Annotated in this window: 11 protein-coding genes and 2 pseudogenes; 5 read left to right on the top strand and 8 right to left on the bottom strand. The window is 37.5% G+C overall.

The window, feature by feature from the left end; translation table 11 throughout:
* Nucleotides 1–75: 75 nt before the first annotated feature.
* The 4 genes from NIAKO_RS23345 (at nt 76) to NIAKO_RS23360 (ending at nt 2,623) form a co-directional block, all read left to right on the top strand.
* Nucleotides 76–438: a helix-turn-helix domain-containing protein gene (locus NIAKO_RS23345; RefSeq protein WP_014220918.1), complete on the top strand. Its 363-nt coding sequence runs from the start codon at nt 76–78 to the stop codon at nt 436–438.
* Nucleotides 439–1,256: 818 nt separating this feature from the next.
* Nucleotides 1,257–1,646, top strand: a complete 390-nt coding sequence (locus NIAKO_RS23350) for a helix-turn-helix domain-containing protein (RefSeq protein ID WP_014220919.1) — start codon at nt 1,257–1,259, stop codon at nt 1,644–1,646.
* Nucleotides 1,627–2,124, top strand: a complete 498-nt coding sequence (locus NIAKO_RS23355; protein ID WP_014220920.1) for a MauE/DoxX family redox-associated membrane protein — start codon at nt 1,627–1,629, stop codon at nt 2,122–2,124. The genes NIAKO_RS23350 and NIAKO_RS23355 overlap by 20 nt, the downstream gene beginning before the upstream one ends.
* Nucleotides 2,105–2,623 (top strand): peroxiredoxin family protein, encoded by a 519-nt coding sequence (locus NIAKO_RS23360; RefSeq protein WP_014220921.1) that lies wholly within the window; start codon nt 2,105–2,107, stop codon nt 2,621–2,623. The genes NIAKO_RS23355 and NIAKO_RS23360 overlap by 20 nt, the downstream gene beginning before the upstream one ends.
* A 505-nt stretch (nt 2,624–3,128) precedes the next feature.
* On the opposite strand, the pseudogene NIAKO_RS39805 reads toward NIAKO_RS23360, so the two are convergent.
* The 3 genes and pseudogenes from NIAKO_RS39805 to NIAKO_RS23375 form a co-directional block, all read right to left on the bottom strand.
* A pseudogene (locus NIAKO_RS39805) lies at nt 3,129–3,332 on the bottom strand (IS66 family transposase); the annotation flags it as partial.
* A 34-nt stretch (nt 3,333–3,366) separates the two neighbouring features.
* Nucleotides 3,367–3,639, bottom strand: a pseudogene (locus NIAKO_RS39810) (IS66 family transposase); the annotation flags it as partial.
* Between the two features lie 865 nt (nt 3,640–4,504).
* Nucleotides 4,505–7,612, bottom strand: coding sequence for an alpha/beta hydrolase family protein (locus NIAKO_RS23375; protein WP_014220922.1), 3,108 nt, complete (start codon nt 7,610–7,612; stop codon nt 4,505–4,507).
* 1,026 nt (nt 7,613–8,638) lie between these two features.
* Between NIAKO_RS23375 and NIAKO_RS38685 the strand changes: the two genes are divergently transcribed.
* A complete protein-coding gene (locus NIAKO_RS38685; protein ID WP_014220924.1) occupies nt 8,639–8,899 on the top strand; it encodes a hypothetical protein in 261 nt (86 codons plus the stop codon).
* A 148-nt stretch (nt 8,900–9,047) separates the two neighbouring features.
* Here NIAKO_RS38685 and NIAKO_RS23380 read toward each other — a convergent pair whose 3' ends face one another.
* The 5 genes from NIAKO_RS23380 to NIAKO_RS23400 form a co-directional block, all read right to left on the bottom strand.
* Nucleotides 9,048–10,178 carry a fibrobacter succinogenes major paralogous domain-containing protein gene (locus tag NIAKO_RS23380; protein WP_014220925.1) on the bottom strand — a complete coding sequence of 377 codons (1,131 nt, stop codon included), beginning with the start codon at nt 10,176–10,178 and terminating at the stop codon, nt 9,048–9,050.
* 29 nt (nt 10,179–10,207) lie between these two features.
* Nucleotides 10,208–11,674: a RagB/SusD family nutrient uptake outer membrane protein gene (locus tag NIAKO_RS23385; protein ID WP_014220926.1), complete on the bottom strand. Its 1,467-nt coding sequence runs from the start codon at nt 11,672–11,674 to the stop codon at nt 10,208–10,210.
* 22 nt (nt 11,675–11,696) lie between these two features.
* A complete protein-coding gene (locus NIAKO_RS23390) occupies nt 11,697–14,993 on the bottom strand; it encodes a SusC/RagA family TonB-linked outer membrane protein (protein WP_049815593.1) in 3,297 nt (1,098 codons plus the stop codon).
* A gap of 285 nt (nt 14,994–15,278) precedes the next feature.
* A complete protein-coding gene (locus NIAKO_RS23395) occupies nt 15,279–16,511 on the bottom strand; it encodes a FecR family protein (protein WP_014220928.1) in 1,233 nt (410 codons plus the stop codon).
* Nucleotides 16,512–16,637: 126 nt separating this feature from the next.
* Entirely contained in the window at nt 16,638–17,240 is a 603-nt protein-coding gene (locus NIAKO_RS23400; RefSeq protein ID WP_014220929.1) for an RNA polymerase sigma factor, read from the bottom strand.
* Nucleotides 17,241–17,284: the final 44 nt, after the last annotated feature.

Below are 17,284 nucleotides of genomic sequence, written 5' to 3' on the forward strand. Positions count from 1 at the left end.
CCTCACTAGCAATCCAAACCTCACTGCGTACCCTTACTTATTATTTAACTCATTTGTAAGTTAAACCTTTGTCCAATGCTAGCAGTAAGACCTTACTCCAAGTATGTGCTGGATGCCATCAAGCTTATTAAACAGCACCTCGATACCGATCCACTACGGTACAAAAGAGCTTCCGATTTACTGGAACAGGTAAGCGGCCCTAAACGAAAAGCGGTGGAGAAGGCGTTTAAAGCCGTGTTCGGCGCCGGCATCAAAGAATACCAGGTGCGCAAGCGGTTGGAAGCCTCCAAGAAACTCCTGGATGCGGGGTTCACCAAAAAGCAGGTAGCAGGTCAGTGCTTTTACAAATCCCAAAGCGCATATACAGCAGCGTTTAAAAAGGAGTTCAAAATGACACCAACGGAATGGCAGGCGTTGTGTAATCAGGGCTTGTTGTAATGTGTGTCCCTTTTTCCTACAACAATGGTACAATTATCAACAACAAAGGGACAAAAATCGATAATACGTTATAGTAACTTGCATACAGATGAATGAATGACGAAAAGCGCAACACTCAAGGTCCAGGTTCAAGGCATTATAATATTTTCCGATTATTTATACAGTAACTTATTGTACCGGTAAGCGGTACTAAACGTTCTCAATAAGGTTTCCGCCGGTACGCTGTGGCTTTTTAGCCACAGCACATACGGCAATTTAACTGTTTACCTTGAAAAGAATAAATACTGATACTACTGCCCAACTGGCTAGGGCTTTTCTATAAACCAAAATATAAGCTGGTGAAACAATTTTACTGCCTGAAACGAGGGTCAATGAATGCTTTATGTCTAAAGTTGTTCCGGAAACGGAGGTGGACGCTACCACTTCGCCAGCTTTATTTCGGTTACATTTAAAAATTTATAAACCTTGGCTTTATGACACATATGATGGATCAATATGACGTTCGTGAATCAGAATTCGATCAACAAAGTTTCCAAAGTTTGCCAACTATAATCATTCACACTTTGTCAGGAACCAAACTCCGACACTAACAATTTTACGCTCAATTTTCTTATTTATAAGCTACGATGTAAAACCAGAAAAAGGGTGCGGTTATGCAGGATGCCTAACTGGACCTAGGCTTGTACAAAACATATAAGAAACTCACTGTATCGGGCCTAGCAGATATTGTATAAGGAGCTTGATTTACGGGTGGCCATTCGCACGCATCCTGCTTTTCTGGTTCAATCGACTCATTAAAACCATTAATTCACCTTGTCATGAGCGAAAATCATTTTACCATGGATGACGTTAAACTCTTCCATGCAATAAAGGTAAAAATTGAAAAAGACTTTAAAGAAAAGCTACCCTATCATAACCTCGTACGAACTTTCTGTGTCAACGACCATGAACTTCGCCATGGCTTTGTTCATTTTTTTGGGCAATCTATACGTGAATACCAGGAACAATTAAGAGTGCAATATGCTTGTGAATTGATGCGACAAAATCCAGGTATGAGCGTTTTGAAAATAGCCTATGATGCAGGTTTTAATGAACGAAGTACTTTTTACAGAGCATTTGGCCGATTACTCTGCATGGCACCCGGAGAATGGAGAAAACAAAATAAAAAACATCGAAAAACTGACAATAATGAAAACGACTTCTTATAGCAGCTCGCCTCAACGGAGCAGGTTTACCAATATATCATTTGTACGACGGCTCAAGAAAAGCATCATTGTTGAATCAATCGCCATTCTTTACATGAGCATGTTCCTATATTCTGCAGCCAGTAAGCTATCAGATTACACTATGACCAGGGAGCAAATGGCCCTTATGCCGCTACTGACTCCAATAGCAAACATCACCGTTTGGCTTTTACCAGCAACAGAAATTACGATTGCGATTGTTCTGTTTTTTCATCAAACAAGAAAAGCAGGCTTGTATACAGCGACCATTCTAATGTTTCTGTTTACTATATACATTACATATATGATGTTTTTTTATCCTTCGTTACCATGTTCCTGTGGCGGACTCTTAGATGTTTTAAGTTGGCCAGGACATTTAATATTCAATGGGGTATTTATAGCATTGGGCATCTTAGCTATTAAGACACATAACAAAATTAATTATGAGCACAATAAAAAATAATTTTAAGCGATTACTCTATTCTTTGCTCATTATATGCATTGTCGGTCTAGCATGCAGGGAAAAAAATGAGCAAGAAGTTTACAAAACAGGTATGGAAGGGCAGCCAATTCCGTCATTTGCCATCCAATTACTGGATAGCGCATCCTTTTTAAAATCAGATCAAATCTTCGATAATAAAAACCTTATCTTATTCTATTTCAGTCCAACCTGCCCCTATTGCAGAGCCCAAATGCGAGATATGGTTAGTAATATTGAGCGGTTAAAGGATAAAGAATTGTGCGTTCTTTCCAATGCTGACTTGACATCAATAAAAACATTTGTTGAATATTTTAAATTAAGAAAGTTAAACAATGTAATTGTAGGAAGAGATACTGGCAGTGTCGTTTTAAGTACCTACCGATTAACTGGGTTGCCATTTACTGCCTATTTTGATAATAACAAGCAATTGAAAAAGGCGTATTTAGGACGAATGACTTTCAACTCCTTATTACAGTTTTAATTGTAAATAGAAAGTTAAAAATCATTTCTTCGGCAATATGTATCCCTTCGGCAAATTACATATAGTTGAGCCAGTCAAAATTCGTAAGGACTATTTTATTTAATGATGATGACTGCGAATAAAATCAAGCAGTTCGATTCTTCTGTTGGTAAGAAATACCTGCTTTCTCAATTTGGCAGTCAAGACTACAGCAAATTATCTAATGCCAGAAGGATTTTGTCAGATCGGTTCGCGTTCTAATTTATTCTTTAACAATAATATGAAAAACTCACCAGAGCCGGTATCAATTATATATTATAAAAGTGTGTAGCAATGGCTTCGAGTAAAAATCCTAAGCTTTTTCCTGAGCATATTAGCTGCCATAGTGTAAATTACGTTTAACATCACGAGAATTTACAGCTTAATAACTTTTAGGTGATTTAATTATGTAAAGTAATAATGACTTGCTTTAATACAAGTAATTGAAAATGTGCTGGAGAAAATTATTACTTTACATAGTCATTTACTATGCATAACCCAGGGCTACCGGGCGTATACTTTTCTCTACAGGATTATTGTCGATGTTCAATCGACCATCAGCGGTATAGAGCGATAACTTATGCCACCGTTCTAAACTATAAGCAAGAGCCTTGCCTATCGCGCTATTGGGCAGTACATGCAGGTATTGCTGTTGCATCCATAGCCATATACCCTTAAGTATCGGGTCAGCTTTTTTGTTCGAACAACTTTTAGCTCATCGAAGCTCAGACCCGCAATTTTTGGATTTCATTCAGAGCGTAAGAAGCGCGATCATTATCATTGTCCAAAGCTTCATTAAACATACGCCTGCCATGAGCCATGCAATGGGTCAATATGACGATTGGTCCTTTATCTAAAACATCATAGGTCACATAGCCATCGGTTTGCAAATACCCCTTAAAGTTTTCCAGTATTTGCATTGGACCTTCGCGACCAAGGCCTTCCTGGTAATTAAAAAAAGACAGTTTTATTAATACTATCCTCGTACACCTAATAGAAGCCCATGTGCGGTTTCTCCTTTATTATCCTTGTCAATCATTTTTATAGGCGTTTCATCTGCATGTAGATAGCCCTTTGCAATACTTCCAGCTTTAGCGCTTCAAACAATGGGGTAATGAGATTACACATATTGCATACCCAATCAGTCAATGTAGAATAGGCCAGTTTGACACCGCCTCTTTCAAAACGCTTCATTGACGATGTAGCGGCCGATGGTCAACATACTTGTCGATCACGATCAGGGCCAGCAATTCTTCTCCAGCAATTGAATCAACTGCTCATGCCAACAACTCTTTAAGATAAACAGCACTCACTGGCTGGCATATGATAGGATGGAGCTTCTGCAATAGGAAGACCTGCACAGAAGGCTTTACACTTTGGCCACTTTGAGCATGTTCCATTAGTAGAAGCTCAATTTCCTGCTTACTCCTAAATAATTTTTACAGATCTTAAATGAAATCATAATATTTTTGCCTCTATGCAATCTTTGAATTGCCAATGTATTCCTATTTCTAACAACATCCCATAAGCTATCCAACTATTAACTGTGAACAACACATACATTTGCTCATTTTCGTTATTCGAATAAGTAGCATTGATTCAATGCTTTCTATCTTATGTAGCTGTAATATTGCATTTTAAAATCAATTTTGACAAAAGAATTTAAATGAAAGGTGCTCATACCATTTCTGCCAAAAACCATTTTGCTTTAACTACTCCTTGCATCTTTTGATTTTAGGCACTTTAATTTCGATCAATTTAACACGCCCACCAATAACAACCTGAACAATAAGTAGCTAAAATAATAAAGTTATATGACTCACTTTTAAAAAAATTACTCAATCTATATTCATTAACAGCAGTTCACTTAGAATTTAATTTTTTAAGCATTTCTGCAGTTTGTTTTACTTCCTCCTTATTAAATTGATTTCGCCTCTCTAATATTTTATGTTCCAAGTCCACCAAAATATCCTCATCCAAGACCCAATCTTTAATTCCCTTTCTGAACATCTCTGGACTCCGTTTATACTGCGTATTCCAAGCTTTACAAATTGGGCAATTATCGCCTAATGGTAAACCGCAAGTTCCTTGAGGGTCTAATTCATATCTACTTTCACAACCCTTTAACTCAAAAGATATACCTTGTGTCATCCACCGAGGCGCAGGGCCCTCTTTTAGATAATGATCAAAAAACTGCGTATAACGTATGGTATAATCTCTGAGTTCTTTTATATCTGACAAAGTGTGTTCACCTTTATCATATTTTAACCACCATACACTCTTATCCAATCTTCTCAAAGCAGAAAATAATTGTAAAGTTTGATTTTGATAGTCATCTGAACTTTCTTTATTACAAAATAATAGTAAAGGGCTTTGGGCTTTATCTACATTTAAAACAGTTGTATGATCCAACCATACTTCTTTATTTTCCCAAAGACTTCCATATTTTTGTCCCATTTCAACATCTTGCAATCTACTTTTTTCATCACTAATTGATAATGCAGTATTAATTGGATTTGCATAAATAAACCCTTCACTAATAGCAGTTGCACTAAAAGAGGCAGAATGAGTAAATAGATAAGCTCCCAATTTTGCCGACCAACTGTGTGAAGCGCACCCCAACTTATTAGTGTCTACATAAGAAAGTTGTTTTAAACGCTTTACAGCCCCCTCAATGACGTTATATGCTTCAGGCCCATACTTAAGTGGAGATGTATATATATCCGGTGTGAATACCAGATATCCATTGTTTAGAAACCATGCAGGTGATCTCCCAGGAGTTGTTGCTTCAAAATTATACGCCGGAACTAAAAACTGATGCAAATTATTAGAAAACGCGCCATAAAATACAATTAAAACCGGATATCTCTTTGTTGTATCAAAACCTTCAGGTTTATATAAAATGCCTTGCCCCTTATTTCCATCAAGATGAAAAAAGGTGAGTAGTTCTTCAGAAATCCACCTGAAATTCTTCTGAGGCTGTAAATTTGTTAATCTTTTAAAATCTCTGAAGTCTGAAGTTTCATAATAATTGGGGGCATCCGTAGTTGATTGTCTCTGCACTATCCAAGTGTCTGAATTCCTAGCTTTCACTGGGGCCATACCATTATTTGATAAATTTACATCATGACATATTGGTATTTTATCCGAAAAGTAGTCCCCCATGTATAACAATCTCGGTGAACCAGCATTTAAATCAACTTTCATATAATATCCAAACTGCTTATTTTTCGTATTAAACGCTCGTAACAGTAAAGATTCATTAGACTTTATGACGGGAAGATTTGCAAAGTAAAATCGGCTGGTTTTAAACAAATTTAATATAATGTTGTTGTTTTGACCAAAAGCGCCGGTTATGTTAATAGCAGCGTCCTTACCTGTTAAGTCAAGACGCCAGATATCAAAATTATCGTAGACCAACATTTCATTATTATCTAGCCATGCAGCCGGACCTGCTGGAAATTCGGGTTTACCAATAGGTCTAATATAATGATTGACAAAACCAAATTGACCGACTTGGACATTTGCTGATATATCGCTTAATAACCAAGTATGCAAATTATAACTAAAATAGTGACCGCCCTTATCAGCATCAAAATAAACTAAATAATTGTTATCAGGCGAAAACCAGAAGTTATCTTTTCGCGCCCTTGTAGGTAATAAATACTCGCTACCATTTTTCAAGGAAACTAACCAAGTGCTATCCAAATTGCTTTTTTCCCAAAAGCGATCTCCAAGTTCTTCTTCGGATATTTTTTTTTCAACTGCAAAATCCCCTTGTAATAAAAACACCTCCTTGTCATTGCTCTTTAGATAAATCACCTTGTCATTTACATTGTTTAGAACTGCATCAAATTTAACAGGCCATTTTATTCGATTCGATTGAACAGATTGCAAATAAGGGTCATGAGAACTCCAAACCTCTACCTGTGCAATACTTTGGTTAACCCTTCTTGTCTCACGCTCAAGCTGAAAAGCAAACTTTATATACCGACCATTATCAGTAAAAGAAACAGTGGGCATAATGGCTATTTGCTCTTTATTACCCAGAATTCCCTTACTTATTTTTAAACTGGCCTTTTTCATCCCTTCTTTGTAATAACAAACTGTTGTGTTATTTAAGCCTACATTTGAACTATCTATAATACTAAATACAACCTGGTTACGTGGACCGTCAATATCGTAACTACCCAAAGAAACTTTTTCATTCCTTGTTGACCAAATTATATTTGACTTAATTTTTCCATGAAGGTTTATGTATTGTAAAGTTTTAACAATTTCCTTATTTATTTTTTCCATTGTTTGTAACAGTAAAAAGTCGCCATTCTGTGCAAATGAATAATTCTCCACATGCAAAAAGTGCTTTTCTACTTTTGTGACAGGCTGCAGTAACAACAATTCCCTTCTATCGATCTTATCATTACAATGATTTATACGACTGGCCAACCATTCATTCTTACTACTTTGAATAACCTTGTATGATATAATATTTTTCACTCTTCGAATATGAGGGCTGTCTATTTGCAAGAAACACAGATTATCTTTTTGCTGAAAAATATATTCCTTACAGCTGCTCGAAAAAAAACCGGGTTTGGCATCGGCAAATGCCAGTCTAAACGAGCTATGAATAGACTGTACCACCAAACTATCAAAATCATTTAAAAATATCCCGGAGTAACGAGATTTATTACTTGGCTTTTGAATTGTGTAAGCAAAAAACTCACCATCGTCACTAACAGATAAATAATCTCCTAGACCACGCCAGTTATCAATAGCATCAAAATCAATTTTACCTTTTTGGCCAAGACCTGAATTACTTTTTGAATACCCCCAAAGAAACTGTTCTAAAATTGTGTAATTAACTGATAAAGGGTTAGCAGAACTCGTTGTCAGCCCAAGACTTTTCTGAGAAATCCCTATTGTCGATTCCAGTAGAAAATTAAGTGAAAGAATATATTTTATTATCCTCATCTGTGTAAATTTTTCAGAGATCAAAAATAATTACTTTTATCAGCGATGGCGTTAGATTTCATCAGCTTTGGAGCTTGGTGAACACGTCCAAGCACCCAACGAATCACCTCATTGCTATTCATTTTTTTTGCATTAGCTTCCCTACATTTTTCCATCTATAGCCTATAATGTTATTACTTATGCCTTAATAATATATATTTTTCTATTAAAAACAAATGTATCTATCCCATCGCATCGATTGTAATTCAAAAAGCTTAACTACTTCCAAATCATTATTATGCTGTCCCATTTTCAACAAATTAATACGTTATGAAATACATGATAACAAATAACGTTCTTATTTAATCGTATTAAAATGCTCCTGCTCGATTTCCTAGTTATTCCAATTATAAATTTAGTACATTAAAGAGTACACAACGAATCGTTTAAACACACATTTGTAACTGCTGGATTTCAAAATATTATTTTTGAAATTTTTTCTATGAAAACTCAACTGTCCTGAAAATGGGAAATTTAATATATTAAAGCCCTTTAAGTTATTTTAGCAATACAATCCAATGGCATTTCTTATAACACTTACCTAAAGCACAATAAAATATTCATTTAATACTAATCAATTGCCATTATAGAGACAATTGAGATATTCCAAAAATGCGACAACTTTTGTTATATGCAAAGCTAAATTGCATATAAATACTACGATAAAAATCTAGAGTATCGGAATTGATGTAAAAAAATAAATTGTAAAGCAGCTCGCTTTGTACAGAATAATATTAAACCTCAAAACTTAGGTTAGGAACATATTATATCCCATAGTGTGCACCAAACTTAAAACCCATTAAAAGGCAAAGAAGCAACCTCATATAACTATAAAAGCGGCAACACACTTGTTTTAACAATGAATTCTTGCCGAGAATCCGGCATATAAAATATTGTCATGACAATACTCTACAAAGTGGTTTATACCTACTTACCCTTTGATGAGTTACTCCAAGTAGGTTTATAATTAATATTAAATGTTTTATTATGAAAAAGTTAAGAATGATTGTAACATCTGTGGTTGTTCTTGCTATTGTTAGCAGTGCACTTGCATTTACTTCAAACAAAACTTCAAAGTTTTGTAAGTCTACTACAAATACACAAAACCAGAGCTGCGCTGTAGTAAGTCGTTTGGTGATAGAAACTCCTGGCGATAATAATACTTTTTATAAGGCAGACTGGGATGGAACAACTGCAGGTTGCCCTAGTACTGATTGCCCCACTGCAATTAGACTAGTAACTAATTAAACTATCTTAGATTTTTAAGCTTACAACCACCATTCATTAATTGATGGTGGTTGTAAGTCTTCTCTTATGGAAACTATAGAGCAAAACCAGTCATCAGTTATCATTTCCCAATAGTCATTGTCATTTAGCAAATCAGTATGAAAAAGATCTAATTTTTAATACAACGAACACTTGCCCCTACAGACAGATCATCACCATCAATCTGAACATCCGTATCAAAGCTTTGAAATTGAGATGCTGTAGTATAAAAACCTGTTAAAATAGAAGAACTCCAGTATATTCCTGAAATTCCAGTACGATGGAATTGACCTGCACTTGATCCATATCCTCTTCGACGACCGGAAGCAGTAAGCTTTAAAAAATTATAGGCAGTAATGTAATCAGTAATTCCCCCAATGCTAGCCGTTCCCCCAGTTGCAGCGCTTGATACTTCGGCCCCCCATTCGCTCCTAGTTGGAACATGCCAACCTGAGGGGCAAGGCCCTTGTGATACTGTGGCCCATCGGTTGCTATTATTGTCATTACGCCAGTCATAGGGCGTGGCAGCGGGGGGGGTTATAAAATTACTATGCCCAGGAATGTCTGATGTAGCAATTACTGTAGTAACTCCATTTATAGCAGCCCCAATAGCTGATGAGGTCCAGTTAATTAACTGGTGACCGTCAGCAGGACGTCCCCATTGGAAGAGGTCGCCATAAGCCTGATAATCATCAAAAGATGTTGCTATACGTTTACCCCCTAGGTTTCTATCTAACCACTTTTTTCCTGTTGTGGGGCTAACAATAATACCATAAACTACCTCTTGCCCATTGTAAGTAAAACGAACTTTTGTCGTGTCATTAGTTGTATTCAGCATCACCACATTGCCGTATCCTGTACCTACGATATTGGTGGCAAAAGCCCGAAGATAATAAACGGTATTAAAATCAAGACCACCAAGATTAATAGTAAAGCTACCGCTGGAGGTAGTTCCTGCTATTACACTATCAGTAAGAGTAGGTGTTTTGTTTACTTTACTCCATACAATACCACTTTGAGATATTTTCGCGTTACCATCACTAACTATAGTCCCACCACTTGTGGCGCTGCTGGTGGTAATATTTGTCAGCGCTGTAGTGGTCACAGTAGGGACTGTAGGTGGTGGCGTATCATTTTTTTTGTTACAGCTAGAAATGACAATTAAGATTAGACCGCCGATTGAAAAACACTTTAAAAGAATAGAAAAAGCTAATCTATCTTGCCTATTGCTAAGACCAAAACAAAATGAAAAGAAATTCATAATTTATATTTTTATAATTAACTAAAAGTTCACGGAACAGCATATCCACTATTTTGACTTAAATTGGGATCCATCAAAATATCATTATAATAAATAGGATAATACGCTTGATAACTTTGCCATTTCCCGCCGTTGGCTTTTAATGGTGTTACAACACCCATTATGAAGTCAAGATTTCCCGATCGTTTTAAATCTAGCCAGCGATGTCCCCATTCTACAAATAATTCAACCTGCCGTTCTTTTAAAATCGCCGCCAATAATGTGACCTTATCGTTTGCCGATGTATTTTGCAACCCCGCTCTTCTTCGTATCATGTTCAGGTCATCTTCTGCTTCACCAAGTTTATTTAACTGTACTCTGGCTTCTGCTCTTATCAGCAACTGTTCGGCTAATCGAAAAACCATCAGATATTCACTAGTAGCGCCAGCTGAAATAGTAGCTTTGTATTTGCTGGGAAAATAATAGATATTTCCTGAAACTATTACGCTATCAATCCAATTCTTCCCCTTTCTTCGCAGATCGCCCAACTCGAATGAATTTAATAGTTGCGGGCTCAAGGAAACTGGATTTACGCTTACATTTGGTCCGGTCGGAGGAAGGATAAAGGTAAACGCATCTTCCGTATTTCTGCCATTTTGTACGGGCTGTAATTGCCAGATGGCTTCGCTGCTATTCTTTAAAAAAACGCTGTTAATTACAGTAGGAAGCGAAAACAGTGCTGTATTAGTAATAACTCTGTTAGCCTCAACTTCCGCATTGGTATAATCAGTCATGTATAAATAAGTTCTTGCTAGTAAAGCACTAGCTGCCCATTTAGTAGGACGTACCCTCTCCGGCACTCCAGTATAGTTTTGCAAATCTTTATTCAGGTAATTCTCACTAAGTAAATCCTTGGCGTCCTTTAAATCAGCTATGACCTGTTGATAAACCTGTTTTACAGGTGATCGGGGTAATGCGGCATTTATAGCAGGATTCGTCGTTAAAACCAAGGGAACATCAGAATAAAAACTTGCCAAATAGAAATAAAAAAACGCCCGCATAAATTTAGCTTCTCCAAGTAATTGCTTTTTTACATAACTAGATAACGAACCGGAATTATTTAACCCTTCAATAGCCGCATTGCAAATAAAAATATAATAAAATGTACCTTCCCATAATTCAGTACCAAAACTTTCATTTGGGCTTGTGCGTAATTGATTCCGGTAATAAGCAATAAGTCTGTTATCAGTTACAACTCCAGCAAGTGATAATTCATCAGCAGATAACCCAGGCAGCAATGAAATACCGGCGCGACCAGTAAATAGCCCTTCATTTACCATCTTTGAATAGACAGCTGTTAATACTGCAATAGCTGTTGCATCGGTTTTATAAACATTTTCTTCATTTACGCTTACTTGTGGAGTTTCAACCACAATGCTTTTCTTGCAACTAATTGCAAAGACGCAAAAAATGGTTATGCTTATTATTAAATTTTTAGAATTATAAAATGAAAGCATAGAACAGTTCTATTATTATTATTTACAATCCTGCTTGAAAACCTATAGTCCAAATTCGTAGCGGAGGTAAGGAGGTCATACTTTGGGTCTCGGGATCTAATCCTTTATAATTTGTGATCGTCAATAAATTCTGTCCGTGTAAATAGATTCGGAAACTCCTAAAATGTACTTTATCAACCCATTTTTGAGGCAAGCTCCAATAAAAGGCCAAATTTTTCAACCTAATAAAAGAAGCGTTAGTATATCGATGATCGCTATCAAGTACAGTCGCAACCTCACCTGTACTGAATTTTGCAACAGAAGCCTTGTCGCCTACTTTTTGCCAGCGACCTAATACAGTCACAGGCTGATTACTATTGCCCCTTGTAAACATCCCCGGGTACCGGCTTCCGTTCCAAAAAGAGACATCGTTATAGCCAACCTGCGATACAAATTGAAAAAGGAAATCAAGTTGGATGCTTTTGTAAGTAAGGTTATTTTGAAAGCCTCCGTAAAGCTTTTGAAATGTTGAAATTAAACTTGTTCGATCAGTGGCAGTATTAGGTTCCAATACAGGATGACCATTTCTATCGGAAAATAAATAATCTCCGGAACCAGGTGCTACTCCTAAATAATGATAATTACTTAAGACATCAATCGGTTCACCAACAATTAATCTGCTAGCGTACGTTGAAGTAGATAAATTGGGAAAACTTACCAATTTATTCTTAGGCAAAGTTAAATTCACATTACATGTCCAGTTGAAGTCCTTTCCTTGTGAGATTTTCCCAGTTACGGCAAATTCCCAATTTCTGTTCTGGATAATAGCAGGAAAATTTACATAATAACTGGTAAAACCTGCTGTATTTGGAAGACTGTACCGTAGCAATTGATTGGATGAGCGATTCCGCACCCATGTCACATTTACAATAACCCTGTCTTGCAAAAAACCCAGATCTATTCCCGCTTGTAATTTCCAAGTTTCTTCCCATTGCAAATTAGGGTTTGGTAATCCTGCTGGGATAAGTCCAGCAATCCCCTGATAAGGAACAGGCGCATTGCTATAAAGATTATACAAACTCATATATTGGTAATCACCAATTTGGTCACTACCAGTAGAGCCATAGCTGCTTCTTAATTTGCCAAAACTTATAATACCAGCTTTAGACCGTATAATTTTTTCGTTGGAAAAAATCCATGCGCCCCCTAATGAGCCGAAATCATGAAACCGATTATTGGCGCCGAAACGCGTACTACCATCCCGTCGAGCGTTAATGTTTACAATATATTTATCGCTCCAATTATAATTGATCCTTCCAAAAAATGCATTATACTTATAATTAGAGCTCAAAGAGTTATTCTTATATATATTTGCTGCTGCATATAAATTATTCAATAATTCATCACTTAGCTGTCCGTTTCCATAGATATAGCCTGAGTTTACATTTTTATTCTGTAACGTAACGCCTACTAATAGCTCTATTTTTCCTTTACTGATTTTCGACGAATAACTTGCCTGAGGCTCCATTATCCATGATTGAATATTTCTATCGCCAAAGTTCGCCCCCCTAACTGTTGTAGTTCTTAGTTCGGGCGCGACCGCGATAAGCGGCCCTGGAGAATAATCATTTGTCTGCATATAATTATAACCAAAACTGCTCCTTAATTCAAAGCGGGGAAAAATAGTATATCCCAAATTAAGACTACTTACCAGGTTATAAGTCTTGTTAACATATTTTTTATATCTCTGAATCATCACATTAGCATCACTAAGAGTAGTATTACCATTTGCGTCAGGCGCCCAATTGATACTGCCATCGGCATTTAGCAACGGCGGCGCGTCAGGCTCTAACAACAATGCGGTTTGAGTAATATCATTTTGAGGCAATTGATTATTATCAGCCATAAAATTTCCTGAAAGTTGCAGTTTGAACTTACTATTCATAGAATTGGCATCCATATTAAAATGGAGTGTCCCTTTTCTGTCGGCGAAGTCTTCCGAAAGCGGAAAAACACTTGTTTCTTTATGATAAGTGCCACTGATAAAATACCTAGCGGTAGCCGCTCCGCCAGAAACTGAAGTATTGAAATTGGTAAATTTTGCAGTCCCCCCTAGAAGTTGATCCTGCCAGTTTGTATATCGGGTTGTATCCCATACTTTCAGATCGTCCGCTGAAATTGATGGGCTAGTCCAGTCAATACCATCATTTGCATAGGCTTCATATCGCATTTCCAAGTATTGTTTTGTATTCAGCATATCCAACCGGCGTATCATTTTGCCGAAGCCAACCTGCGAATTCAGATCGAACTTCATTACCCCGGCTTTCCCCTTTTTTGTGGTAATCATAATAGCCCCGTTGGCAGCTCGAGAGCCATAAATAGCTGTAGCATCAGCATCTTTTAAAATATCAATGCTTTCAATATCCGAAGGATTGATATAATTCAGGGGATTGCCCCAGCCACTAAAAATTGCTCCACTAGAACCGAGAACATAGTCATTTCCGGTCCTAGGCAATTGTGGGTCTATTGGCACCCCATCAACTACATAAAGAGGTTCGCTGCCATTAGCAATACTGTTTTGACCCTGTATTCGAATTCTTACACTACTTCCAGCTAGGCCGGAAGGTTGAATAACAACTAAACCTGGCACCCTACCCTGCAGCGTTAACAAGGGATTTTGTACAGGCTGTTTTTCAATATCGCTTGCTTTTATTGTGGTAACATTACCTGTATTTAACCGTTTGGTAGTAGTCCCATAAGCTACAAACTGAATTTCATCTAAAGTACCAATAGCAACCTTTAATTGAATGCGTAGATCAGATTTGCCATTAACTGTAATTTCTTGTCTGCTATAACCAACAGAAGAAACAACCAGCACGGTGGTTGCCTGAACGTCTTTGATCTGAAATTCCCCCCGGTTATTGGTGCTGGTAATTTTATCGGTCCCTTTTACCATTATGTTTACGCTCTGCATGGGTGCATTGTTTTCATCCAGCACCACCCCATGCACATCAAAACCAGTATTTGCAGCAAATACATTCAGCTGAACAGGCTTAGGTTTTAGTACGATCGTAGTTCCGGTTATAGTAAAGGTTAATGGTTGGTCCTTTAAGCAAAGATTGAGCGCATCAGTAAGTGGAATATTACTGACATTTATATTTACGGGCTTCGCCTTTTCCAGCCAGGTGAGTTCATAAAAAAAATCATAGCCGGTTTGTTGCCTTATATCTTTAAAGACATCTGTAAGCGGTGCATTTTTTTTGTGCAGGGTCACCACCTGGTTGTACCCATCTGCACTTACGTGGAAGGCTATCAGGAACAATATGACGGTCAACTTCATTGCCAGTAAGGTTTGGCGTGGTAAAAACAGGCAATGTTTTTTACCACAACTACAATAAATCATATCTTAGCAGTTGTTAGGTTAATGTTGGAAGAATCGTATTTTATCGTTAACCTCGCTTCACCGGCAGTGTCTTCAGCACTGTCGGTTTTTATTTAGTTTAATGGCAATGGGGTTAGATTAGTGTAGCCTCATCTATATTGAATGGAGAACGATCAAAAGGCTTTATCTTTTTATATTGAATTACACTTAAAAGGTATTGTTGAAATTTTCATGGTAATACCGTTATTCTAACACGATGATTTTGGGGCCTTCTATCCTGAAATGCACCCCGCTCAATTCGAGCACGCTTAATACTTCACCCAGGTTTTTATTTCGGCTGATCATCCCCCCAAACTTTTTACCGGGCGGATTTCCTTCATATTCTATGTCAACATTATAATAGCGGGCCAGTTGCTTCATAATAGCCTCCAGGGATTCCCCATTGAAATAGAAGGTGCCATTCTTCCAGGCCATTGCCAGATCGAGGTCAGCTGTCTGAACTGGGATTGTTTGGGATAATTGGGATGTATGTGATACAGATGTTTGTTCTCCTGGTTTGAGAATTACTGAGTGCTCTTTATTCTTTGTACTAACTTTCACACTTCCTTCCAGCAAGGTCACCTTTGTCGTGCTTTCATCTGGGTAGTTACTCACATTATAATGCGTACCTAGCACCTCAACAGTAACATCATTGGCAGTAACGAAGAAGGGTCTCTTTTTACCACTTTTAATGAAAGAAGGGGCTACCTCAAAATAGGCTTCGCCTATTAACTCTACGTGCCGTTCATTGCCGTTGAAGACTACGGGATATCGCAAAGTGCTTTCGCTGTTCAGCCAGATCCTTGTCCCATCGCTCAGGTTAATACTGACTATTTTACTGCCGCGTGGGTTTGTAAGGGTGTTGTAAGCCACTTCGCCTGATCCGCCATTTCCCCCGGCACCTTTATAGGAAATTTCTCCATCACTGGTTTTTACTACATTTACTCTTCCCTGCAGAGCGAATACACCATTTGACATAGTATCCAGAGCTACCACCTGCCCGTTTGCCAGCGTGATCCTGGCTTTAGTGGTATCAGGGGGCCTGATATCCTGAATCAGCTTTCTATTTGTGTTGGTCAGTTTCGGCTCAGATGTTTTATTTTCTAAAAACAGATATGTAACAAATACACCTATCATGATGGCTACAGCTGCAGCAATCCACAAACGAACAAGCCTACCATTACTTAGATGTTTTACCTCCAGGCCTTCAGGCTTCAACTCCGGGTGTTTTTCCAGAATATCCAGCCAGTCCTCCTGCCTCGCTTTAGTTAATAGCTGGACTGTTCTTTTAACATATTCCTCATTCTGTAAACGTTCAATCATTTCCCGGTTATGTTCAGACTGTCCGATCCATTCATTCCACTCTATGGCTTCGGATTCTGATAAAAGGCCGTCTCGGCTTTTATCAAAAAGCTCAATGAATCTTTCGTTTGTCATGCGGGAGAGTATTTAATGGCTTGATAGGATCAGGAGGATGATAATTGATTTGTTTTGCAATTATTAAACGTCCAGAGGAATAAAAAAGGGAACGATTTTTTAACAAAAACGTAAAACAGCGGAAATTTAGTTATTATAGATATCCCAGAACAAGAAGATAAAAAGAATGACCAGTTCTGAATCGGGGATATTTCTTTTCAACAATACTACGGCCCGTGAGTACCGTTTTTTAATTGTACTGACATCGATTTCCAATTCTTCAGCGATCTCTCTAAATTTTAAATCATGCAACCAGCGCATTTTAAATACCTCTTTGAACTTTGGAGGCAACTGGTCAATCTCTTTTAATAATCTTTCTATAATAATAGCTTCTTTATCACTTGCCTCGAATAGGTCCGTCTCATTATCCTGCCAGTAACGTTTCACGATTTCCGGGCGTTTTGATTCCCTGATGGAGATACTTCTTAAATAATCAATACAACTGTTGGTAATAGAGGCGCGGAGCCAGGAGAAAAGAGCGCCCATTGAATCGAATTCCAGTTTTTCATGCAATTCCCACAGTTTGCAAAAACATTTGGAACGTATATCTTTTGCATCTTCTTCAGAGCGGATGTACCGGTGCGCCACCAGGAATATATTGGTATGGAACCGTTTGTAAATATGCTCGAACGCTAAAGGATTTCCTTGTGAAAATGCTACTAAGATTTCTTTATCAGTTTGTTCTTTCATTCCTGGTATAATTATAATCCCCCATAAATAAATATGTAGTACTG

Origin of the sequence: Niastella koreensis GR20-10 (genome assembly GCF_000246855.1) — a bacterium.
Taxonomy (GTDB): domain Bacteria; phylum Bacteroidota; class Bacteroidia; order Chitinophagales; family Chitinophagaceae; genus Niastella; species Niastella koreensis.